This is a genomic window from Rubritalea squalenifaciens DSM 18772 (assembly GCF_900141815.1).
Classification (GTDB): domain Bacteria; phylum Verrucomicrobiota; class Verrucomicrobiia; order Verrucomicrobiales; family Akkermansiaceae; genus Rubritalea; species Rubritalea squalenifaciens.
The window spans coordinates 1-22,573 of record NZ_FQYR01000011.1 but is presented as its reverse complement, the minus strand read 5'-3'; the positions used below and the strand labels follow the sequence as shown (position 1 = coordinate 22,573).

The window sequence follows — 22,573 nt, the reverse complement described above, 5'->3', positions numbered from 1 at the left end:
ATCCACGTCACTGGAGGTGACCGTGGCTACAGCGGTTCCAATGGCTGCATCTTCTGCTACCGAGCCACTGGCATCGTTGGCTACAGGAGCCTCGTTCACGTTGTTCACGTTCACGGTGATGGTGGCGGTGTCTGTGAGCAGACCGGAGTCGGTCACTTCCACGGTCAGCACGTACTGGCTGGCTGTCTCGTAGTCGAGTGCCGCAGTCGTGGTGATGGCACCGGTGCCGGCATCGATAGCGAACTCGCCGCCTGCGTTGCCTGCCACGATGGCATACGCAAGGATGTCGCCCGCATCAGGATCGGTAGCGATCACGGTACCCACGCTGGTTCCTGCGGCGGCATTCTCATTCACTGAGAAGGTGTCGTCGCTGGCGGTCGGGGCACTGTTCGGGTAGAACTCCTGGTTGTTCACTGCACGGTTGTAAACGCGCACGTCGTCGATGGAGCCGTTGAAGTACTTGTTGTTGTCGCGGTGGTCGTAACCGATGGTCACGCTTCTGGAGAGCAGCTCCTTGGCGGTGCCTGTTCCCTGTGCAGCCTGCACGCCATCGATGTAGACGGTCACGGTGGTGCCGCTGCGGACAGCCATGATGTGGTGCCAGTTGCCGTCGTTCACCGTAGCCGTGGTGGTCAGGTTCACCTGATAGCCGCTGTTGTAGATGAAGTAGGTCACCGTACCATTGGCGTTCACGTTGAGCATGTACTCACCCTGGTAGCCGACGCTACCTGGATCGCGCTGCTGGATGACGGTGCCTGTGGCACTGAAGCCCGCAGCAGTCTTCACATGGGCGGAGACAGTATAATCTCCTGTTCCCAGAATCGCTGCTGCAGTTCCTGCATTGAGACCGTCGTCCACACCGTCGAAGGTAGCTTCGCTGCCGTTGAAGGTGATGTCATTGACGCTGGCGTGGAAGCCGCTGCCGGAGTTATCCAGTGCGGTGGTCGCACCAGCCGCCTCATTGAGATTCCACCAGCTGTGGAGTCCGGAGTAGGTGGAATCCGGGGTGCTCTGGGCATCAGCCAGGTCGGTACCTACGGTCACTTCCAGCACATCGGCGAAGCCGTCGCTGTCGGAGTCACTGCTGTTAGGATCACCTCCGATTGCCATTTCCTCGGCGTTGGATAGTCCGTCACCATCGCTGTCGCTGGCGCCGTCAGTGGCGGAGACCGAGCCGAAGTTGGCCACTTCCCATTCGTCGGCCAGGCCGTCGCTGTCGGAGTCGTCGTTGGCCACGTCGTTGATGGCGATGCCTACGCTGGCGGTATCGGTGAGTCCACCACCGTCAGTCACTTCTACGGTGAGCGTGTAGCTGCTGGTAGTTTCGTAGTCGAGACCGGCTGCCGAGGTGATCACACCAGTGGAACTGTCGATTGCAAAGGAACCGTCGTTGCCCGCAGTGATCGCATAAGTCGCGGAGTCACCAGCATCAGGATCAGTCGAAGTCACGGTAGCCACGGTAGTACCTACGGCTGCATCTTCGTTGACGTTACCGCTTGCACCGTTGGCCACAGGGGCTTCGTTCACGTTGGTCACGTCCACGGTGATGGTCGCGGTGTCGGTGAGGGAGCCGTCGCTTACCTCCACGGTCAGCACATACTGGGCTGCAGCCTCGTAGTCGAGAGCCACTGTCGTGGTGATTTCACCAGTGGAGGAGTTGATGGCAAACTCGCCACCGCCATTGCCAGCGGTGATGCTATAAGTAAGCGTGTCGCCTACATCAGGATCAGTTGCGCTCACCGTGCCGACTGAAGTACCAGCCGCAGCATTTTCACTGACACTGAAGGTAGCGTCTGTCGCTACTGGAGCAGCATTTTCAACGATAGATACCGGATCCGCACCACTCGCAAGATCACTAATTTGTGAAGCATTCAATGCAGTCTTGAAGAAAGCGAATTCATCCAACAAACCGTCAATGCTATTACCTCCAGTACCATTGGCGCCGAGCACAAGCTTTGTATAGTCTGTCACCAACGCCGCTTTTCCTGTCTCAGACATGGCCAGCACACCGTTGATCCAGATCTCGGCTGTACCCCCATTCTTCACAAGGGCAATATGGTTCCACTGAGTCCAGTCAACACCAGCAGGTGTAGCTGCAGATACGCGATTTACTGATGTGGTACCACCCATATCAAAATAGATGGTGCCGTTAGACCAAGGTGTATGAGCCTGCAATCCACGATTGCCATCCCCACTGGTTGGCGAAACAGCCCAGAAAGAGCTCATATAAACTCCAGTCTGATCAAGTTTTTGCCAGAAACTAATGGTCAGCTTGTCATCCGCAGAAGCTTGCTGCAAGAAATCCAGATTCAATGTTTCCAGGCGTTTACCGTCACCATTGTTACCCAGATCGAGCGCCTTATCTCCAGCTGAGCCAGTGCGACCCAGCCCATCACTGGTGAGGGAAGCCCCTCCAACCAAGTCACCGGCAACTCCACCAATCACATCATTCGACTGGGTAGTGGATGAGCCGTCAAACTTCCACAATGCCGCAAGTAAGGTATCAGGAGAACTCTGTGCATCAGAAGGGTTAGAACCTTGAGCTAATTCAAAGCTATCACTAAATCCATCACCATCGGAATCCGGATTGTTTGGATCTGTTCCTGCAGCGAGTTCACCTGCATTACTCAGGCCGTCACCATCAGCATCACCGCTGCCGTCCTGGGCTGCGATGCTACCGAAGTTAGCCACTTCCCAGGAGTCAGTAAGACCATCGCCGTCGGAATCAGGATTCGCGTCATTCACGGTTACCGTGAAACTGGCTGTTGCCAGGGCATTGATACGGTCAGTACCGCGCACCGTGATAGTTGCGGCACCACTCTCCAAAGTAGGATAGCTGAGCGTCAGAGTATTTCCAACAATAGAAGCCGAGACTAGGTCTGGATTGGTATTTCCATGAATAGCCACACTAACAGCATCTCCAGGGTCACCATCTGTGAAGACACTGGAAAGATCGATCACCGTGTCTGCGGAATCTTCATTCACGGATACATTCGCGATGCTACCTGCAGTTGGAGCAGTTTCACCAGCAGTATGCAGATAAGGATTGGCAAGCACCTGCCGACTAATGCCGGGACCCTGCCAGGCTACTGCCACGTGGTCACCGCCACCACCTTCTTTGTGAAGCACTTCAATATAGTACGCCTTGCCAGCCTCCAGTGTTACGGCTGCTGATTGCTGAGATCCTGTGCCCCAGCTCTGATATCCTGTCCAACCATTCAGGTAGGCAATACGAGAGACGTTCTGCGAAGAATTATCAGAACTGAGCCAGAGCTCACTGTGGTCATCACTAGCAATCCAGAAGGTGTAGTCGCCTGTAGTAGGAGGAACTACGACACCATAGACACGACGACCATAGGAGTCGCCTGTACCAGTTCCAGAATCGATGGAAGTCCAGATAGCAGTAGAACTTGGGCTATCAGGGTAATTGGCACTGCTTGTCAATGAGGCGACATCACCACCGGAAATACCGTTGAAGCGATCTTCTAAGATACCAGCCTGGCTGGCATTCGGGCTGATGACATCCACACTCACGGGTGCAGTCACCTGTGAGGCTCCATTATCCACGGTGTACGTGAAGTTGTCTTGTCCGGTGAATCCCGCATTTGGCGTGTAGGTAAGCGTACCGTCACTATTGACGACTACCGTACCGTTCGCTGGCTGAGTGACGCTCACCATTGGCACACCGCTCACTACATCGTTATCCAAAACGGAAATCAATGTCTGGCTACCATCAAGAGAGGTAGCTGCATCGATCTTGGCGATTGGCGAACTGCCTGTGTAATTCGCAAGAAGGTAGGAACCACCTTTGTTGCCAGGAGCCGTCTCAGCATCACCCAGTGAATCTTCCACCAAGTAGGCTCTCACTGTATTTCCAGATGCCTGGGACTGCATGGCCACGAAGCCTTCATCACCATCATCAGAACCTCCCCATGGCTTGGTGATATCTGCTGAGAAGAGCGCGGAGTCGATACGGGGAAATCTCTCAAAGTTATGACTTGAGGGGGAAGCTCCCAAACCTGACAGACCATCATGCCCATCAGCACCAAGACTACCAACCTGAATCTGATAATCGCCAAACTGATAGGAACCGGCCTCCATCACGATGTAGCCGATGGTCTCATTGGCACGGGTCGCGTTAGGATCTTCACCAACATGCTTACCTACAGAGATGGAGTTACTACCGCCTCTGTACCAGAAAGCTGACCAATTCGCATCATTGCTGGTCATCACCTGACCAAATACGGTTGGAATGTAGTAATGATCGTAACGCTGATAAGCCAGAGCTCGGCTTTCACCAGCGAGTGAACCTGCCACATCCGTCACGGAGCTATTGAACTTCACAGCCTCCATCTTAATGCCGTGAGTCGCTTCGTTATAGACACCTTCTTCAACCACGAGGAAACGTACCGCAGTTGCGCCCACCGGTGTGACGGAACCATCAATACGATCCAGACGAACTTCGAATGAAGAGCCAGAAGCATTGCGGATACGAGTTGCGATCGCTGGGCCTCCAACTCCTACAACTGGCTGAGCCACGACAACCATGGAGCTGTAGCTCTTGTCTAGATTGATCGTTGTCCAGCCACTGCCGTCAGCAAATCCATCGAAAACTGCCAGCTTAGGATTATTGGCTGCACTCAGCACCTTGACCTCAATAGTACTGGTAAAGACATTTCCAGTCGCATTGGTCACTGTGTAGGTGAAGGAATCACTACCTGTGAATCCTCCATTCGGAGTGTAGGTATAGGTACCGTCACCATTGGGTGCAACCGTTCCGTTAGAAGGTTGACCTACACCCGTAAGTGTCAGACCACCATCATAACTAAAGTCATTCGAGCTAGGGTCATTAAAGACCACAGCCTGCCCGGCTTCAACGGTCAGCGACTCGGAGACACGCTCGACAGGCATCCAGTCAGCGTACTGACTCAGGTTAGTCTGCGCACTTGCTGATACCACAAGCTGCCAGCTAGCAAAGAAGTCGGTCATATTGTAACCTGTGCGAGCACTCAGCTCAGTAGCCCAGGCATCAATCTTATCCTGACTCGTAGAAAGACCGGAAGCTGCTGTAAGAGCGGCAACTGTATCCTTGATCAGAGCTGGACCAAACTCATCAGAGAGAAGATCAAATGGAGTCCCTTTTACATCCACCGCATAGTGGTTGTAGTGGTTCCAGAGATCATCAGCCTGCATGCGGAAGTAGTTATTAATACGCCCAACGGTAAGCTCCTGCTTCCAAGAATACTTACGGTGAACCTCCTGCATCCACTTGCCACCCATGTTCGGGCTGGTCTCACCAAACTCGTAGAAGATGATGTTCCCAGAGTCGCAGATGTGACCGTACTCGTGGAGAGTCAGCGCATAAGATGAAGACTGCAGGTCTTCTGCGTTCGTAATGTTAGAACCTCTACCATAGGACTGCGGGTAAGTGGACACACCACCAGCAGCGTAGTAGTCATGATGCACTGGCAACTGGCGACCAGCATCATAGGCATAGAATTCACGGACCTTGCCACAGAAGTAATCCCACTCGGTCATCACATCTTGTGGATCACTAAGCGTGCGGAGATACATGTCTGAATCGATAACCAAGGTAGCCTCAGGGGAATCCAGCACACCGAATGGAGTACCACGGTCACGAATTCCAGCCACCCACTCCGCATCGGTAGTTTCACCAAGCTTGAAGTAAGGAGCTTCAACAGCGCCCGTGACAGTCACAATCTGATCACCAGTCCAGGTGACATTACTTGGAACAATGATCTGGATCAATCCACCGTGCGGGTTTGCGATCTGTACTTGGGTCGCATCGAGATTGAAATCGATGATCTGCTTCGGCATGACCGGGTAGTTATTGCCACCTGAGCCAGAACGAAGGTGACTGGTACGCAACTTCAGACCAATACCAGCAAGCTCCGCAGGCACATTGACGGTCACCAACTCACCAGGAGCCGCATAGAAGGGGGTGTAGATCGTCTTCGTGGAATGACCTGCTGGCGGTGACACCGCCGTAAAGGTGGCGTTCGTCACGCGTGGAGCCGATGCGGAAACAGGAAGTGCTGCACGATGTGCGGTCATTTCTGCTGGATCCAGCTTAGCCAAGAGTGAGCACTCGATATCGAGCAAGGTTGTTTCAAAACTATCAGTCACCGGATTGGCTTCCGTGGGAGTAATGCCAGCCACGGTGTCCCCAAAGAGACTTACAAGACGAGCGTAAGCAATATCATCCGGATGTAGGGAGTCAACCAGCTTCTGCATGACTCCGACTGCCAAATCTTTTTCGTTCTGGGTGTGCGCCCCTGGATTGGTGAAGACACCTTCAATCAGGTCGAAGTCCACATGGTCATTGCCTCGGTTGAGGTTTTGCACTCCTCCAGAATAGCCATTCTCTACAAAATAGATGCCAGCTTCACGCAAAAGCTTGTTGCCCGGAATGTCGTACTTCTGCTTACCCCACCACCAGCTGTATCCGGGGCTGTAGTCACACATGAAGAGACCTCCGCCTGCTCTCACATAGTCGCCCACCGTGTCGAGCGTTGCCTGCGAGGCATTGCTACCCAGCCAGCCGGGAATCAAAACCGCTGCACCTGAGAGGTCTGTAGAAAGACTTGATGTGTTAGAAAGAACTACATTCGTGTAACCCTCACCCTGCAGCCAGGTTTGAACCCCTGAACTAAGAGTAACGATCTTAATGGTCTGGCTGCTAGAACCAGCCAACCAGGAAATGCCATTCTTGTAGAAATTCCCAGTGGACGCATCGCCTCCGTAGCTATTCATATTCAACCACTGATGGTCAGGCATGGCGATCACCTTACCTGCACCGAGCGTGGAAGCCGCGACCATTGGTCGGTCTTCACCCTCACCGGCATAGTTGGTTACACTGAATGCTGTCGGCCCCCATGCCGTCATGTAACCAGGCTGGGTAGGATCTGCTAGAGTTGCCACATTGAGAAGAATCGCATCTCTGGCAGCTTCCATATTAACACTAGCATTGACCGAAATAGTCACAGTAGCCGTGTCTGTACCCCCGTTTCCATCAGAAACCACATAGGTAAAGCTATCCCTGCCAGTAAAGCCACTGGCTGGAGTGTATTGGTAGTGGTTAGCCCCAACTGGCGTGAGTGTACCATAGAGCGGAGTTCCAACGGACAATACCGTTAGGGCGTCACCGTCATCATCTTTGTCATTAAGATGAAGATAGTCGAGCTGGAGTGCGACATCTTGCTGAGCGGCAATTACATCATCGTGAGCGACGGGTGCAGCTGCAAAAAGGCTAGTGGCACTTGCCACAAATAAACCTTGAGCGAGCAGCGACCCGCTTAGTTTGTTTGTCATGGGTTTTGCGTGTGGGTTTTCTCAGAGCATGCCCCCGAGAGGAGGCTTCATTGAGCGTTGTAGAGAATGTGAGCGGAACTTCTGACCAGAGAGCGGTGGTCATATCGGTGACTTGTTTCCTATAGACCGAAGCCTATTCGGATAAACCATCCACCAATGCAGATATAACTAAATGATCAGAATAAATTGTATAAAGGCAAATATTCACCTTCTACGTCAAACATATATTACCGTCATACGAAAACTTACAATTATTGCCCCCTATATACGCATATTCACCCACACGAAACTAGATACGCTAATTCTTCAAAGTAAGCACTCCGTTAACGACTGTAACCAACACCTTAAACACGCGTATCCTTACGACCAATATCCCTTATTTATCGGCCTGCAAATACAGGAACACTAAAAACCTACGACTCTCAACCGCCTATTGATTCACATCACGCAAATAGTCAACATATCCACATATCATTCACCATCATGTGTTAGAAGAATCTCAAACAAGCCTTTAATTTAGATCCCCAAAACATACCCACACCTTCTTTACGATTAAACAATTTGCGCTTTCCTCAATCCAGGCAAAGCAAAGCCCGCTCTGCAGAGCTACAGAGCGGGCTTGAATGTAGAATGAAGGGTTAGAAATCTATTGATTAGTCACATCCCCCAGAGACAGAACCTCGCTGCCTGTCAGAGCACGGCTGTAGATCCTGACAGAGCTCACATCGAGCGGATTATCTTCACTATTGTTATCAGCAAAGAGTAACAAGACACTCTCAAGTGAGAACCTGCCATCCACACTTTGTGTGTTACCGCTAAGAATTTGCTGCCCGTCAGCATAGATCCTGTAGAAGGATCCGTTATCCACAGATACTGCAATTCTCACCCAGCTATCAGAAGCCAAGGACCATGCACTGTACTTGGTTGCGGAGAGCCCAATCGTTCCATTCGAATTACGAATGAAGCAATCACCATCGCTAGCATTCGTCGTATCCGTCTGGAAGAGGCTGATCCATTTATTTGCACTACTGGCCGGATAGCTGATATCCATGACGAGCGTGTACTCGTTCACTTTGCTACCGCCACCATTCGCAGCTATACCATGACTCATCGCGTAGTAGCTACCGATCCCGATCCTGGATGCACCGTCGGAACCACTAGCACCATCGTAGCCGTAAACGGCCTGATCACTTCCCGTCAGCACGAGGTCTGCGCCCCAAGTCGCCTTGGTTAGGTCAAGCACGTCGTCAAACTTCCACCATCCTACAAGGTCTGCATTATAAGCTCCCGGTGAACTCTGGTTGTCGGTCGGATCGGTACCGAAGGCGATTTCCATCGCATCTACAATACCGTCGCTATCGCTGTCACTAGAGTTAGGATCAGTACCCGCTGCATACTCTACTGCATCTGTCAGCCCGTCACCATCAGCATCACCTGTTCCATCAGCGCTGGACGTGTTACCGAAGTTAGCGATCTCCCAGTTATCCTCTAGACCGTCGCTATCATAGTCCTCAAAAGCTACATCAAGCACGGCAACATTAACCGCAGCTGTGTCAGTGAGGCCGGAACCATCTGTCACGGTTACCGTGAGAGTGTAGCTTGTCGTCGTCTCGTAATCCACCATGGCAGCCAGGCTAATCACTCCAGTGGCACCATTGATCGTGAAGCCCCCATCATTACCTACTGTGATCGCATAAATCGCAGTATCGCCAGAATCGGGATCAGTGGAAGCAACCGTAGCCACGGCAGTGCCGATTACTGCATCTTCTGAGATACTCACACTCGCACCACTAGCAACTGGAGCTTCATTCACGTTTGTAACATCCACGGTAATCGTAGCCGAGTCACTCAGTGCACCGTCACTCACTTCCACCGTCAGCACATACTGAACTGTCGATTCATAATCGAGTACTGTTGTCGTCGTGATTTCCCCAGTAGCGGAATCGATAGCAAACTCGCCACCACCATTGCCTGCCGTAATACTGTAGACAAGTGTATCCCCCTGATCAGCATCCGTGGCAGTCACCGATCCAACGGCGCTTCCAGCAGATGCATTCTCTGACACAGCGAATGTTTCATCGCTGGCCACAGGCGCACTCTTATAGAGAGGAACACCTCCAAGGGCAGACACTTCAGCTGCCGTCAAAGCCCTGTCGTATAAGCGAGCAGAAGTCACATCGATGGTATTATCCTCTCCGTTGTTATCGGCAAAGAGAAGCAAGGCATCTCCAAACGAGAACCTACCATCTACAGCCTGCACGGAGCCATTCAGAATTTGCTGACCATCAGCATAGATGCGATAGAAGGAACCATTATCAACAGTGACTACGAGTCTTGCCCAGCTATTAGCTGACAAGGCATAGGCACTGTAACCGGTAGCAGACACACCGATCGTACCATTGCTATTACGGACGAAGCAGTCGCCATCATCTCCATTTCCTGAGTTAGTTTGAAATAGGCTGATCCAAGTTCCCGCGCTTGATGACGGATAGCTCACATCCAGCAACAAGGTGTACTCATTCACCTGAGTACCGCCACCATTGGCATCAATGCCGTGGTTCACCCGGTAATTACTGCCTGCACCAATGCGGGCAGCAACATCCGCGCTTCCTTTGCCAGACACCGCAGAATCAGAACCATTCAGCACGAGGTCCTGACCCACCTTGGCCTCGGTAAGATCGGCAGCATTGTCAAACTCCCACCAACCTACAAGGCCTTGCAGGCTAGCATTAGGTGTACTTTGCCCATCCGTCGGATCAGTACTCATTGCAATTTCAAGCGAGTCGCTGAAACCGTCGGAATCAGAATCCGTGCTATTAGGGTCTGTACCTACGATAAATTCGGACAGATCACTGACACCGTCAGAGTCGGTATCACCACTGCCGTCTTTGGCTTCGATAGAGCCGAAGTTGGCAATTTCCCAGGTGTCCTTCATCCCGTCGCCATCAGCATCACTCACCACATTGATAGTGATCGTGCCGCTTCCTGTAAGACCGCCATCATCGGTAGCTGTTACAGTCAGCACATACTGGCTGACTACACCGGCATCCAGCATGATATTGGTCGTAAGCTCACCAGTGGAACTATCGATGGAGAATGCATTCCCCGTATTCCCTCCTGTAAGAGAGTAGGTAATCACATCCGCCACATTACCATCAATCGCAGCCACCTGATAAACCGAAGTGGCCGCTGGAGCTTCATCGGACACATTGATTGTCTCATTTGCAATCACAGGCGCCACGCTGGCATCAGCTCCTCCGAGTGCCGCCAAATAAGCTGCGCCCAAAGGCTGGTCATAGATACGGATAGCAGACACATCCAGATCATGATCTTCACCGTTATTGTCAGCAAAGAATCTCAACACGGAATCTAAAGCATAGTTTCCATCCAATGTCTGGGTATTGCCATTCAGGATGAGATTTCCATCTGCATAAATGCGGTAGAAGCTATCATTGTCGACAACCACTGCCAGCCTTACCCATGTATCCGCAGGCATTGACCAGGAGCTATATCCCGTAGTGCTTACACCTATCGTTTCATTGGAATTCCTGATGAAGCAATCACCGTCATTACTGTTGGTTGTATCCGTCTGGAAGAATGCCCTCCATGTACCCGTGCTAGCAGATGGAGCTTTCACATCCATCAGTAGAGTATACTCATTCACCTTGGTTCCACTACCATTAGCGGCGATACCGTGGGTGGCGATGTAGTGGCTTCCCTGCCCGATACGAACAGCTCCATCGCTACCATCAATACCAGCTGTGGTCTGATGAGAACCAACCAGCTGAAGGTCTGTGCCGATGGAGGCTTTTGTCCGATCCTGTGAATCGTCAAATTTCCATACCGCTACGGGATCAACAGGATCGATCACCTCGATCACTGTGACACCAGTAGCCGTTTTACCGGCACTGTCTGTGATCTGGTACTCAAAGTAATCCGTACCAGTGAATCCTAGCGGCGCCACATAAACCAACTGTGAACCCTGCTGAGTCACAGTGCCACCATTCGCTGATGTTGCATCAAAGGAGGTAAGATTAATGCTCTGACCGTTCGCATCGTGGTCATTTGCCGTAACATCGATGCTTAACTCACCAGACCTGGCACGCACGTAGGTCGCCACATCCATACTCGCATAAGGCGCGATCTCAACGGCCGTGAAACTCTCCTGAGTATTCATGATGCCCAAGCGACTATCCCGATGATTGAGTATCCGGTAGACTTCACAACCACTGAAACGTGCAGGCTGGTTTCCCCCCATGATGCCTGCACCCTCCGGGCTTCCACCTACGAAATGTGAGCAGCTCCAGTTGTGGCCGAGTTCGTGCCTGAATATCACATCAAATGCTCCACCAGAACCCGAGTCATTGATCGAATATTTACTCGAAGTACCCACTGTCCCTACATAGGCAAGACCTCCGCCCACCTTTCCCGTGGAAACACCTGCCACCACATCAGGATTGATCGTTGTGAAATTGGTATTCCAATGACTACGAAGATCACTCAAATAGGAGGATGAACCGACAAAAGGATCCTGTGCAGCATCTGCCCGAATCACGATTCGCTCAAGGTACGGACGCAGCAAGGCATCCCTCATGTAAAGAGCCCGAACGAGACTGATGGAGTACTCAATCCCCTCCATTGCAGTGTCCACATCACTTCCAGATCTCACATTAAAGTAATTCGAATCAGCGTCAATGCCGAGACCAAAACCGTAGACGGTAGACCCCGCCTGCCCAGCTTGCACGGTAGGTGCTGTAGGGTACTGGTAGTTGGTGAAGTTAGAATAAGACGTACCACGCGTTCCTGTCACCGAGGAGCCCTGGGTAAACCAAGTCGCACCCCGATCAAAATACACAGCCCCACGAAAGGTCCCGTCATCCTTTTGAATTCCGCAGGCAATCGCTCCTGGATACTCGTCCACGGTACCAATGTAAGAACGTTCATCCACGGGTGAGTAGGCATCCAGACCGCCGCTGCTGTTCTGGACAAATACTTCAAAGCCCGCGCCACGCAGACTTTCCTTCTTCAGCTGGAGCGTAATGGTCTCGCCATTATACGTCACCGACTGTGTGAGCGCTGTTGGAGCAGCCTCTGAGAGACCGGCGCACAATACGCTAAAGCAGGCCGCTGCAATCGGCGCCCCAATGAGGTTATTATTCATATTGCATGTAGTTATGTAGTTAGAGAGCACGGTCATGTCAGGATCCCTGAGCACGATCGATTGAGTCCCGCCTGAAATAAATTCAGGCAGTTTTCACCCTATCCAATAACGTCACTCGCATAAACCACTCACCTACTGGCATAAACAACAGCATTCTAACATTATTAATAAACATTTAGTTAGAAAAAACATATCATTACCCAACGAGAAACTTTTAATATAAAAAGCCCGTCACGCTAAATCACGCGACGGGCCTGATATGAACCAATTAAAATAAGTTAAGACCTACTCAGCATCTTTGCCTAGCGGGTAGAACTCCGTGATATCAACCGCGCGGTCATAAACACGTACGTCCTTGATGTCGCCGGTAAACCAGTCGTTCTTCTTGTGCCAGATACCACCGCCTCCGATATTGAATGAGGTGCTGGAGCTACCATAGTTGCCTGTGGACTTAGAGTTGCTCGCGCTGAGCACACCGTCGACATAGAGTTTCAGACCTTCACCGTCAGCTACCACGATCACGTGGTGCCAGACGCCTGGCTCGGGAAGCTTCACCTGGGTGCTGCCGCCGCCGGATGTCCAGACTCTCAGGGAGGTGCCATTGATACCGAACTCAACCACACCGGACTGCCCCCAGATACCTGCGTTAGGCGCTTTCTCAAGCGGTGAACGGTACCAGCCGGAGATGGTAAAGGCCGCCATATCATTGAGCAGACCCACCTCTGTGGCGATGAAGTCGTCCTTTCCGTTGAAGCTAGCTTCCTGACCAGTGAATGTGACTCCGTCCACAAAGCCATGGATGGCACTACCGCTATTATCCGTAGCACTTATAGCTCCAGCAGCATCTTCCAGGTTCCACCAGGCCACAAGACCTGCGAAGGTGGAGTCCGGCTTGCTTGTAGCATCTGCCAGCTCAGTACCTACCGTGAACTCAAGAACATCGGCGAAGCCATCTCCATCTGTATCCTTGGAGTTCGGGTTACTACCAGCGAGGTGCTCGTCCGCATCGCTGAGGCCGTCGTCATCAGCATCGCCGAATCCGTCGGAAACCTCCACGCCGCCAAAGTTAGCGATCTCCCAAGCATCGTCCATGGTGTCGCCGTCATGATCCTCGAAGACCACGTCGATGATCTCCACAGAAACGATGGCTGTGTCGGTAAGACCAGCTGCATCGCTGGCTGTTACTTCAAGCTCATAAGCCGGGATGGTTTCGTAGTCGAGCTCAGCCACTGTGCTGATCACACCGGTTGCGGAGTCGATCGCGAAGGAACCATCGTTACCACCAGTGATCGCGTAGCTGACAGAGTCGCCAGCGTCTTGGTCGGTTGCAGCAACAGTCGCTACGTAAGTGCCGATTTCTACATCTTCGGAAACTACACCGCTTGCATCAGCAATGACCGGAGCTTCATTCACGTCAGTCACGTCGATAGTTACTGTCGCTGTGTCACTCAGCTCACCGTCGCTAACAGTTACAGTCAGCACGTGCTGGCTGGCGGACTCGAAATCGAGAGGCGCTGCGGTGGTGATTTCGCCAGTTGCGGAATCGATCGTGAATGCACCGTCGTTGCCACCGGTGATCTCATAGCTGAGAACCGCACCCGTGTCCTGGTCGGAAGCACCTACGGTAGCCACCATGCTACCCACTGCCGCGCCTTCAACAAGCGTAGCCTCGGCCGCCTCAGCTACTGGAGCATCATTCACATCGTTCACGTAGATTTCCACTGATGCGGTGTCGCTAACATAGCCGTCACTCACCTCTACGGTGAGAAGGTATTCGCTGGCTGACTCGTAATCGAAGGATCCAGTGGTGCTGATCTCACCTGTAACAGAGTCGATCTGGAATTCACCACCTTCATTGCCCCCCACGATGGAGTAGCTGAGCACATTACCCTTGTTCGCATCTGTTGCGATGGCTGATCCTACTGCAGCACCTGCTAAAAGGTTCTCATCAACAGTGTATACCGCATCACCAGCTACCGGAGCCTCGTTGTACTCAACGATGTCAACAGCACGATCATAGATGCGGACATCATCGATCACCCCCTTGAAGTGATGTTTGTTATCACGGTGATCGTAACCAATCACCACACTGCGCGCCTTCAGCGTTTTAATTGGACCGGAGCCTTGCGCAGCCACAGCGCCATCAATGTAAACTGTGACCTGATCACCATTCCTAACAGCCATGATGTGGTGCCATTCCCCATCGTTTACAGTCTGTGTGGTGGTAAGATTCACCTGATAGCCGTAGTCATAGATGAAGTAATTCACTCTACCGTCTGCATTCACGTTCAGCATGTACTCACCGAGGTAACCTACGCTACCAGGGTCACGCTGCTGGACGAGTACCCCCTTGGAGTCAAAGTCCGCTGCAGTCTTCATCCAGACTGATACCGTGTAGTCAGTCTTGCCGAGGATTGCCGCATCTGGGCCCGCATTGAGGAAATCATTCTCACCATCGAAGCTCGCTTCACTACCATTGAAGGTAATGTCGCTTACATTCGCGTGGAAGCTGTTACCGGAGTTATCGATTGCCTTGTCCGCACCTGCGAGATCGTTGAGGTTCCACCAGGCGTGAAGACCTTCGAAGGTGGAATCTGGCTGATCTGCCGCATCCACGAGGTCGGTGCCAAGCACTGTTTCGAGGATATCTGCGAATCCGTCGCCATCGGAATCACCTGAAGCAGGATCACTACCGAGAGCAAGTTCCTCGAGATCGGTAAGACCGTCTGCATCAAGGTCGCCGTCACCAGCAGTGGCTGTGGTAGAACCGTAGCTTGCCACTTCCCAGTCGTCCTCAAGACCGTCCAGATCAGAGTCGTCACCGGTAGTCACGTTAGTCACGTTAACAGCCACATCAGCAGTCGCACTGAGACCTCCTGCGTCCGTTACTTTCACAGTAAGCGTGTAGCCAGTCTCTGTTTCATAGTCGAGGCCGGCTACCGTGGTGACTTCACCTGTATCGGAATCGATCGCGAAGGCGCCGTTGCCACCAGATACGATCTTGTAGGTAAGCGCGTCGCCAACATCAGGATCTGCACCAACCACTGCACCCAGGCTTGTACCAACCGCTGCATCTTCAGAAATGTTGACGCTGAAGCCAGCGATGGCAGGAACTTCATTCTGGTTAGTCACGTTAATAGAAACAGTCGCAGAATCCGTAAGGCCCGTTGTATCTTTCGCCTCAACGGTGAGCGCATAATGGGTAGCAGACTCGTAATCAAGCTCTCCAACTAGCGTAATCTCACCAGTAGAAGCATCGATGCTGAACTTGCCAGCTTCGTTACCAGCAGCTATTGCGTAGGATGCAACGTCACTAACATTCAGGTCAGTAGCAACCACAGCACCAATAAGGCTGCCAGCTTCGGAGTTCTCAATGATACTGAAACTTGCATCACCTAACTCAGGAGCCATCTGCACACCCGCAAGCTCCACGATGTCCTGCTGGCTGAGATCTTGGTCGAAAAGATAGAACTCATCCACCTCACCTTTAAAGAAATAGTTGAGACCTCTGTTAGAGCCCAGTCTTACTTCACCGAAGAAGTCGTCGCAGACACCTTCCAGAGTGTGAACCAGCTGGCCATTATTGTAGAGCTTGGTATCAGTACCATCGCAAACTACGGCTAGGTGCACCCACTCATTGAGCGGAGCCGGACCGAAGCTACGTAGAACTGAGCCACGATATGAGAAGCCATTGCTTCGGTCGATCTGGAATGTCCCCCCTGAAGACCCATGGTTACTAGCAAATACACCTTTATAGGCGTACTGCCCGTTAGCTCCAGACTTCGCCCATAGCATGACTGTGTACGCTCCGATTTTAGCAGGCTCCAGATTGACACTGATTCGGTCTCCAGCACCGTCGAAGGAGACGCCGCCGCCTTTGACACCATTTGTGGTCCATTCGGTGTCATTGATCAGAGCACCATCGTGCAACCAACCGGAAGAATCCATAGCCGTGTCACCTTCTGCATCGTCTAGGGACCAGTAGATGAGCGGAGCCATTGCTGGCACGCTCTGCGCATCACTTGCATCAGTACCGTTTACTAGCTCGACGTTATCACTGTAGCCGTCTCCGTCAGAGTCAGCATCGGTAGGGTTCGTGCCTGTAACCTGCTCAGAAGCATTGCTAAGACCATCGCCGTCAGAGTCCTCATCGCCAACTGCCACAGTCACAGAGCCAAAGTTCTCCACTTCCCAGTCATCCTCTAGACCGTCCTGGTCGGAATCGTCCCCTGATGTGATGTTAGTCACATCGACAGTCACCTCGGCAGTTGCGCTCAGGCCACCATTGTCAGCAGCAGTTACTGTGAGCACGTAGCTGATCGCTGTCTCGTAATCGAGGCCTGCAATGGTGGAGATTTCACCAGTCGAGGCATCGATCGTAAACTTACCTTCTGCGCCAGAAACAATCTCGTAGCTGAGTGTGTCACTGCTGTTCAGGTCAGTAGCAGCCACAGTCCCCACGAGACTTCCAACTGAGATATCTTCAGCAACAGAGAATGTTGCGTCGGAGATTTCAGGGGTAAACTGCTGGCCTGAGATACTAATGATGTCCTGCTGTTCAAGCGCCTGTTCAAAGAGGTAAAACTCATCGATTTCACCTTCGAACATTCTGTCCTCATTACGGTTCGCCCCCAACCTCATGGCCCCGAAGTAGTCGTCGCTCACTCCGGTGAGAGTCTTGGAAAGCTGGCCGTTGTAGTACAACTTGGTATCTGTTCCATCGGAGACAACCGCCAAGTGAACCCACTCGTTCAGCGGTGCAGCACCAAAGCTCGCAACAGAACTTCCACGATACGTGAAACCATTTGTTCTATCGATCTGGAACGTAGCATTCTCTGACAAACCAGCATTCGCAAATGCGGAACTGTATGGACTCTGACCATCTGCTCCGGACTTCACCCACATCATCACTGTGAATGGACCAATGTTGGACGGTGTCAGGTTCAGGTTGACCCTGTCATCCACACCATCGAATGATGCACCTCCACCTTTCACTGCAGATGCGGTCCATGCCGTACCGTTAACAAGCTGACCGTCGTTGAGCCAACCAGAAGCGTCTGTCGCTGTATCACCAGAGGCATCGTCTAATGTCCAGTAGACGTATGGAGCCATGGCCGGCACACTCTGGTCATCTGATGGATCAGTTCCGTTAACGAGCTCAACGTTGTCGCTGTAACCATCAAAGTCGGAGTCAGCATTATTAGGATCCGTGGCATTCGACTGCTCGGAAGCATTGCTTAGACCGTCTACGTCAGAATCCTCAGTACCATTGGTTGCTGCTACTGAGCCGAAGTTCTCCACTTCCCATTCGTCGATCAGGCCATCGGCATCGGAGTCGTCATTGATAATATTACCAACCGCCACAGTGACTGTAGCAGTAGCCACATGGTCTGTTGTGTCTACGACTTCCACAGTAAGGATGTAGCTAGAGACCGTCTCGTAATCGAAGCTTACTAGTGTAGTGATCTCACCAGTAGCTGCGTCGATGGCGAACTCGCCGCCTTCGTTACCTTCTATGATGGAATAGCTAAGCGTGTCACCTAAGTCGGAGTCACTAGCTGTGACTGCACCCAAACTAGCGCCAGCTGGTGTGTTCTCAGCTACAGTAAATGTAGCGTCAGCTACCACTGGAGCAGTACTTATCCCGACAGCTACAGGATCAACACCACCCGCCAGAGCTGTAATCTGCCCGGAGTTGAGTGCTGTATTGAATACTGCAAAGTCATCCAGCATGCCGCTCACGCTATCACCACCTCCCGAGTTGGCGCCGATGATAAGCTTGGCGAAATCAGTCACCAGATCAGACTTGCCGGACGCACTGGCGACCACTTCGCCATTCATCCAGATCTCAGAAACATCACCATCTTTAACAAGAGCGAAGTGATTCCATGCAGTCCAGTCCGTACCGGCTGGAGCACCTCCAGAAACGCGGTTTACCGAGGAAGTACCACCTGCATCGAAGTAGATGATCCCGTTACTCCATGGCGTGTGAGCCTGCATGCCTCGATTGTTAGACCCACTGGTAGGAGACAGCGCCCAGAAGGAACTCATGTACTTGCCGGTCTGATTCAACTTCTGCCAGAAACTGATGGTCAGTTTACCATCGCCTGCCGCCTGCTGGAGGAAAGCCACATCCTCGACGGTAATGTACTTGCCGTTACCTGCAGTACCGAGATCAAGCGCCTTATCTCCAGCCTGACCGCTACGACCAAGGGTATCAGCGGATAGGCCTGCGCCACCGACATAATCAGCAGCTGCACCACTGATCACATCTGCCACAGCAGCATCACCAGCAAGATTCTTATCAAACTTCCAGAGTGCTGCCAGACGTGTGCTCGGCACATCCAAGGCATCAGTCGGGTCTGTGCCTTGCTCCATTTCAAAGTAGTCTGCGAAACCATCACCGTCAGTATCGGTAGTCTCGTCGCCTACAACATAGAACTTCGGCCTGTACTCAGCAACTGGATGCTCGCGAGAAGCAAATGAGTTACCTCCACTGGCAATCAATACCTGAGCGTCAATATGGAAGGTGATCGCTCCGTTATCATTACCCACTTCGTTGATAAGGTCGGTCACATCAATCAAGACCGGCACGTTGACCTGTAGATCGTTAGCATTGAGAGTCATCCCTGCACCAGATCCGATCGGACGGGTGTTCCAGGTGATCTCTTTCTCACCCCAGCTATCACCAGAGTCTGCTACAGCTCTGATTCTGATAATCTGGCTAGGCTGAAGGCTCATAGGTGTCAACGAAAGGAAGCTACGCGGATCTGCATAGTTGCTCGCTACGGTCTGATCGAAACGAAGGTAAGCCTCACGGGCGTAACTCCCGGAATCTTTCTTAAGGATCAACCTCGTCTCATCTCCGTAGTTACTATTCGCATAATACCCACTACGCACAAAAGCGTCTGCTACCTTCTGATCATTGTTGGCATAGTAAGTCCTCAGGACAGCACCGCTACCGTCAAGATCCTCTTTGGTGCTAAAAGAAAAGTTTGATTGCTGCCCCTCTTCTCTAACAAGTAAAATCGTTACCTCACCATTATTGTCAGCCTTCAAGAATTCAAGCAACTCTGGTGTAGCCAGTTTGTGGCTGGAACCACCACCAGCGAGTTCAATTCTTCCAAGATAAGTTGTCTGTGCTCCACCCACCTCACTGAAACTAATAGGTGCATTGCTCCCCGTAAGCCCATCCTCAGTCCAATCGACACCCAGATGATCACCATTCACTCCATCAACCACGCCCCATACATCTACGTAGCCTGCGGTACTGACATGATCACCCATGGTGAATTCGATCTCAGCTGTATCACCGTAGCTCTTGTCGCTCACATTGAAGTGAATCCAACCAAGACGGGTATAGCTGCTGCTCGCTCCGAAATTTTTCAAGAAGAGAAATTCCTCTGAACCATAATTAGTGGATGACCCCACCTGAGCGATCACATCCGCATCTGTCTCAAGAGCCCATAGAGATACTGGCTTTTCCTTGGAATTGATAAAGACATAGCCAGTCGCGGTCTGACCGCTGCTATCCTCGATAGTGTAGGAGAAATAGTCGAAACCACTGCCGCCCAGAGCAGAATAAACCAGCTCATCTTGACCATCGGTCCCAGTCCCTACTGAGAGAGATACCGGATAGCCGAGATTAGATTTGGCCTGGAAAGATTTAATCGAAATAGCATGACCATTGGCATCGAAGTCGTTAGCCAGCGCATCAATGGTGACGCTCTCCACTCTACCAGCTTCGATCTCCACCTCCACTGGATCTAGGGCAGCATAGGGAGGAAGATTAACTGCTGCATAAGTACCAATACCGTCCAGCAAGTGAAGCCTGCTATCCCGGTGATTAAGAATACCATTTACTTCCGGACCGCTTAACCTACCCACCTGGTTGCCACCCATGATGGCCTTCCCCTCAGGATTGCCACCCACGAAGTGACCCAGGCTCCAGTTATGCCCCAGCTCATGACGCCACACCACATCAAAGGACCCGTCCCCTGATGTTCCATTGATCGAATAACCATTGCCTGTACCAATTGTCCCTACCCAAGCAACACCACCTCCAATACCCGGTTTGATCGCACAGACCACATCCCGGTTAACACTTTGATTACTAGCCCTCCATTCACTTCTTACTGAAGATAGCGAGAAGTCATCTGTGTAAGGATTCTGCGCTTCATCAGCACGGATGATGATCCTGCCAGCCTTGGGCTTGAGCAAGGTATCACGCATATACATCGCTCGTGTATTGGAGAGAGAGTACTCAATCGTTTCAACCACTGAGGCAACGGAACTCCCCCTTTGCGTATAGTATTTATAATCCGCATCAAAGGCCACATCGAACTCATACATCTCAGCACCATCCTGACGACCGGGTTGCAAATCGCCACCACTCGGAAAGGTGAAGCTCTGCTCCCCGATCCCACGCGTACCGATCACGGAACTTCCCAATGTGAACCAAGTACCACCACGATCAAAATACACCGCACCCTTGAAGGAACCGTTGTCCAGCAACACACCACATGCTACCGCATCTGGATACTCTGCCACCGTCCCCAGATAGGAACGCTCTTCTACCGGATTATAGACATCATAGCCTCCCGTACTGTTCTGCACGAGAACCTCGAATTCCGCTCCGCGGATAGGTTCCTTTTTCAGCTGGAGAGTAATTGTCTCACCTCCATGGCTAACTATCTGGGTCAATGTATCTGGGGCTGCCGCACATACGTGGGCACCAGATACCATCAGGCTAGCCAGCGCGTACGCGGCTATACTTGGTTTTCTTGTCATTTGAGGAGCTCTGAGTTGCGTGTGTTGAGTAGACTTGTGTCTTTTTGATACCCTCCTAACAAAACAAGACATCCGAACACGATACCACCAAGGCTCAGAATCACTTATATATAGGGGTTATCAACCGCTTCAGTACCTGCTAGATAATTCACCAATATCAACACCTTGAAGCATTGACATCTTGAGCTATCGAAAAACCTATCAAATAAGTCCGAAGCAGGCTTGTGATAGCAATAAATCAAACAACAAACCCCATAAATATCGTCAATTGAATTTACAATTTGCGTCGAACCCGGAATCACTAAAAACAAGTGATTGAGTCCAAACATACTTAGACACATTCACCCCACTAACACCTCATCCAAACAAAAAGCCGCCACTGGAGTGACCAGCGGCGGCTTAGCATTTGTTACTTGCGACTGTTAGCTCTATTCGGTCTCTTCTAGGCGGCGTGGACAAAACGGCTACTTGACCCAATCGACTGAGGAGTCGATACATACGAAGAATATGTAGATGAAAGCGGTAGACGCTGTTCCATTTACCATAGCTTTCCGGGAGCTGGCTCCACTACGAGCCCGTCACGAAAATCCACCAGATCCCATCCAATGTTTTTGAAAGATCGGCGGGCTTGCGGACACTTTTAAAAATGTTGGATTTCCTTTGCTGGAGAATAAGTTAATTTTTTACGTGCTCAACGAGCGCGCCCGGCATCTTGTGTGTATCACTTTTCATTTCAGCTGCCGCAAGGTGCCGGAACCCCTTGTTTTTTCGAGGTTTATTCAATTTACCCACACGGCCTAGACCAATCTAAACGCAAGACTTGATATATAACTAACAAAAAAGTCTGCCTCACCTTAGCGAGACAGACTTTACGTATGATACTTCTCAGTACAATAAATTAGGGAGCTGGATAGAACTCGGTAATATCCACCTCTCGATCATAGAGGCGCACATCCTTCACCGATCCATTGAAGTGCTTGTTACCGTTGCGGTTCACACCAAGATAAAATCCTTCAAATACGCCGTTGGATATGCCTGTCAACGTAGCCGCCAAAGTACCATTGTAGTAGAGCTTGGTATCCGTACCATCACTCGCTACTACAAGATGCACCCAGGTTCCCACTGGAGCAGTACCAAAGCTGGCCTTCGTGCCACCGTTGTAGCGGAAGCCGTCTCCCATATCGATCTGGAAGCTATCTCCTCCACTTGGGTGACGGTTGCAGAACACGGATGCGTACTGGTTCTGGCCGGTGGCTCCGTTCTTCACCCAGAGGGATACACTGAAGGCAC

4 protein-coding genes are annotated in these 22,573 nt (G+C 51.6%); all 4 read right to left on the bottom strand.

The features are described from left to right. A partial coding sequence (locus BUB27_RS18760) for an Ig-like domain-containing protein (RefSeq protein WP_143185431.1) occupies positions 1–7,332 on the bottom strand: 7,332 nt, incomplete at its 3' end. Between the two features lie 646 nt (positions 7,333–7,978). Continuing rightward, complete coding sequence (locus tag BUB27_RS18755; protein ID WP_159435086.1) at positions 7,979–12,493, bottom strand: cadherin domain-containing protein; 4,515 nt, start codon at positions 12,491–12,493, stop codon at positions 7,979–7,981. A gap of 285 nt (positions 12,494–12,778) precedes the next feature. Beyond that, positions 12,779–21,283 (bottom strand): cadherin domain-containing protein, encoded by an 8,505-nt coding sequence (locus BUB27_RS18750; RefSeq protein ID WP_159435085.1) that lies wholly within the window; start codon positions 21,281–21,283, stop codon positions 12,779–12,781. An 898-nt stretch (positions 21,284–22,181) separates the two neighbouring features. Then, positions 22,182–22,573: LamG domain-containing protein (locus BUB27_RS18745; protein ID WP_143185428.1), on the bottom strand; the 392-nt coding region annotated here is incomplete at its 5' end.

Bases quoted from the DNA above. Each gene is read 5' to 3' on its own strand.
- BUB27_RS18750 (WP_159435085.1), bottom strand. From the start codon at position 21,283: ATGACAAGAAAACCAAGTATAGCCGCGTACGCGCTGGCTAGCCTGATG.
- BUB27_RS18755 (WP_159435086.1), bottom strand. From the start codon at position 12,493: ATGAATAATAACCTCATTGGGGCGCCGATTGCAGCGGCCTGCTTTAGC.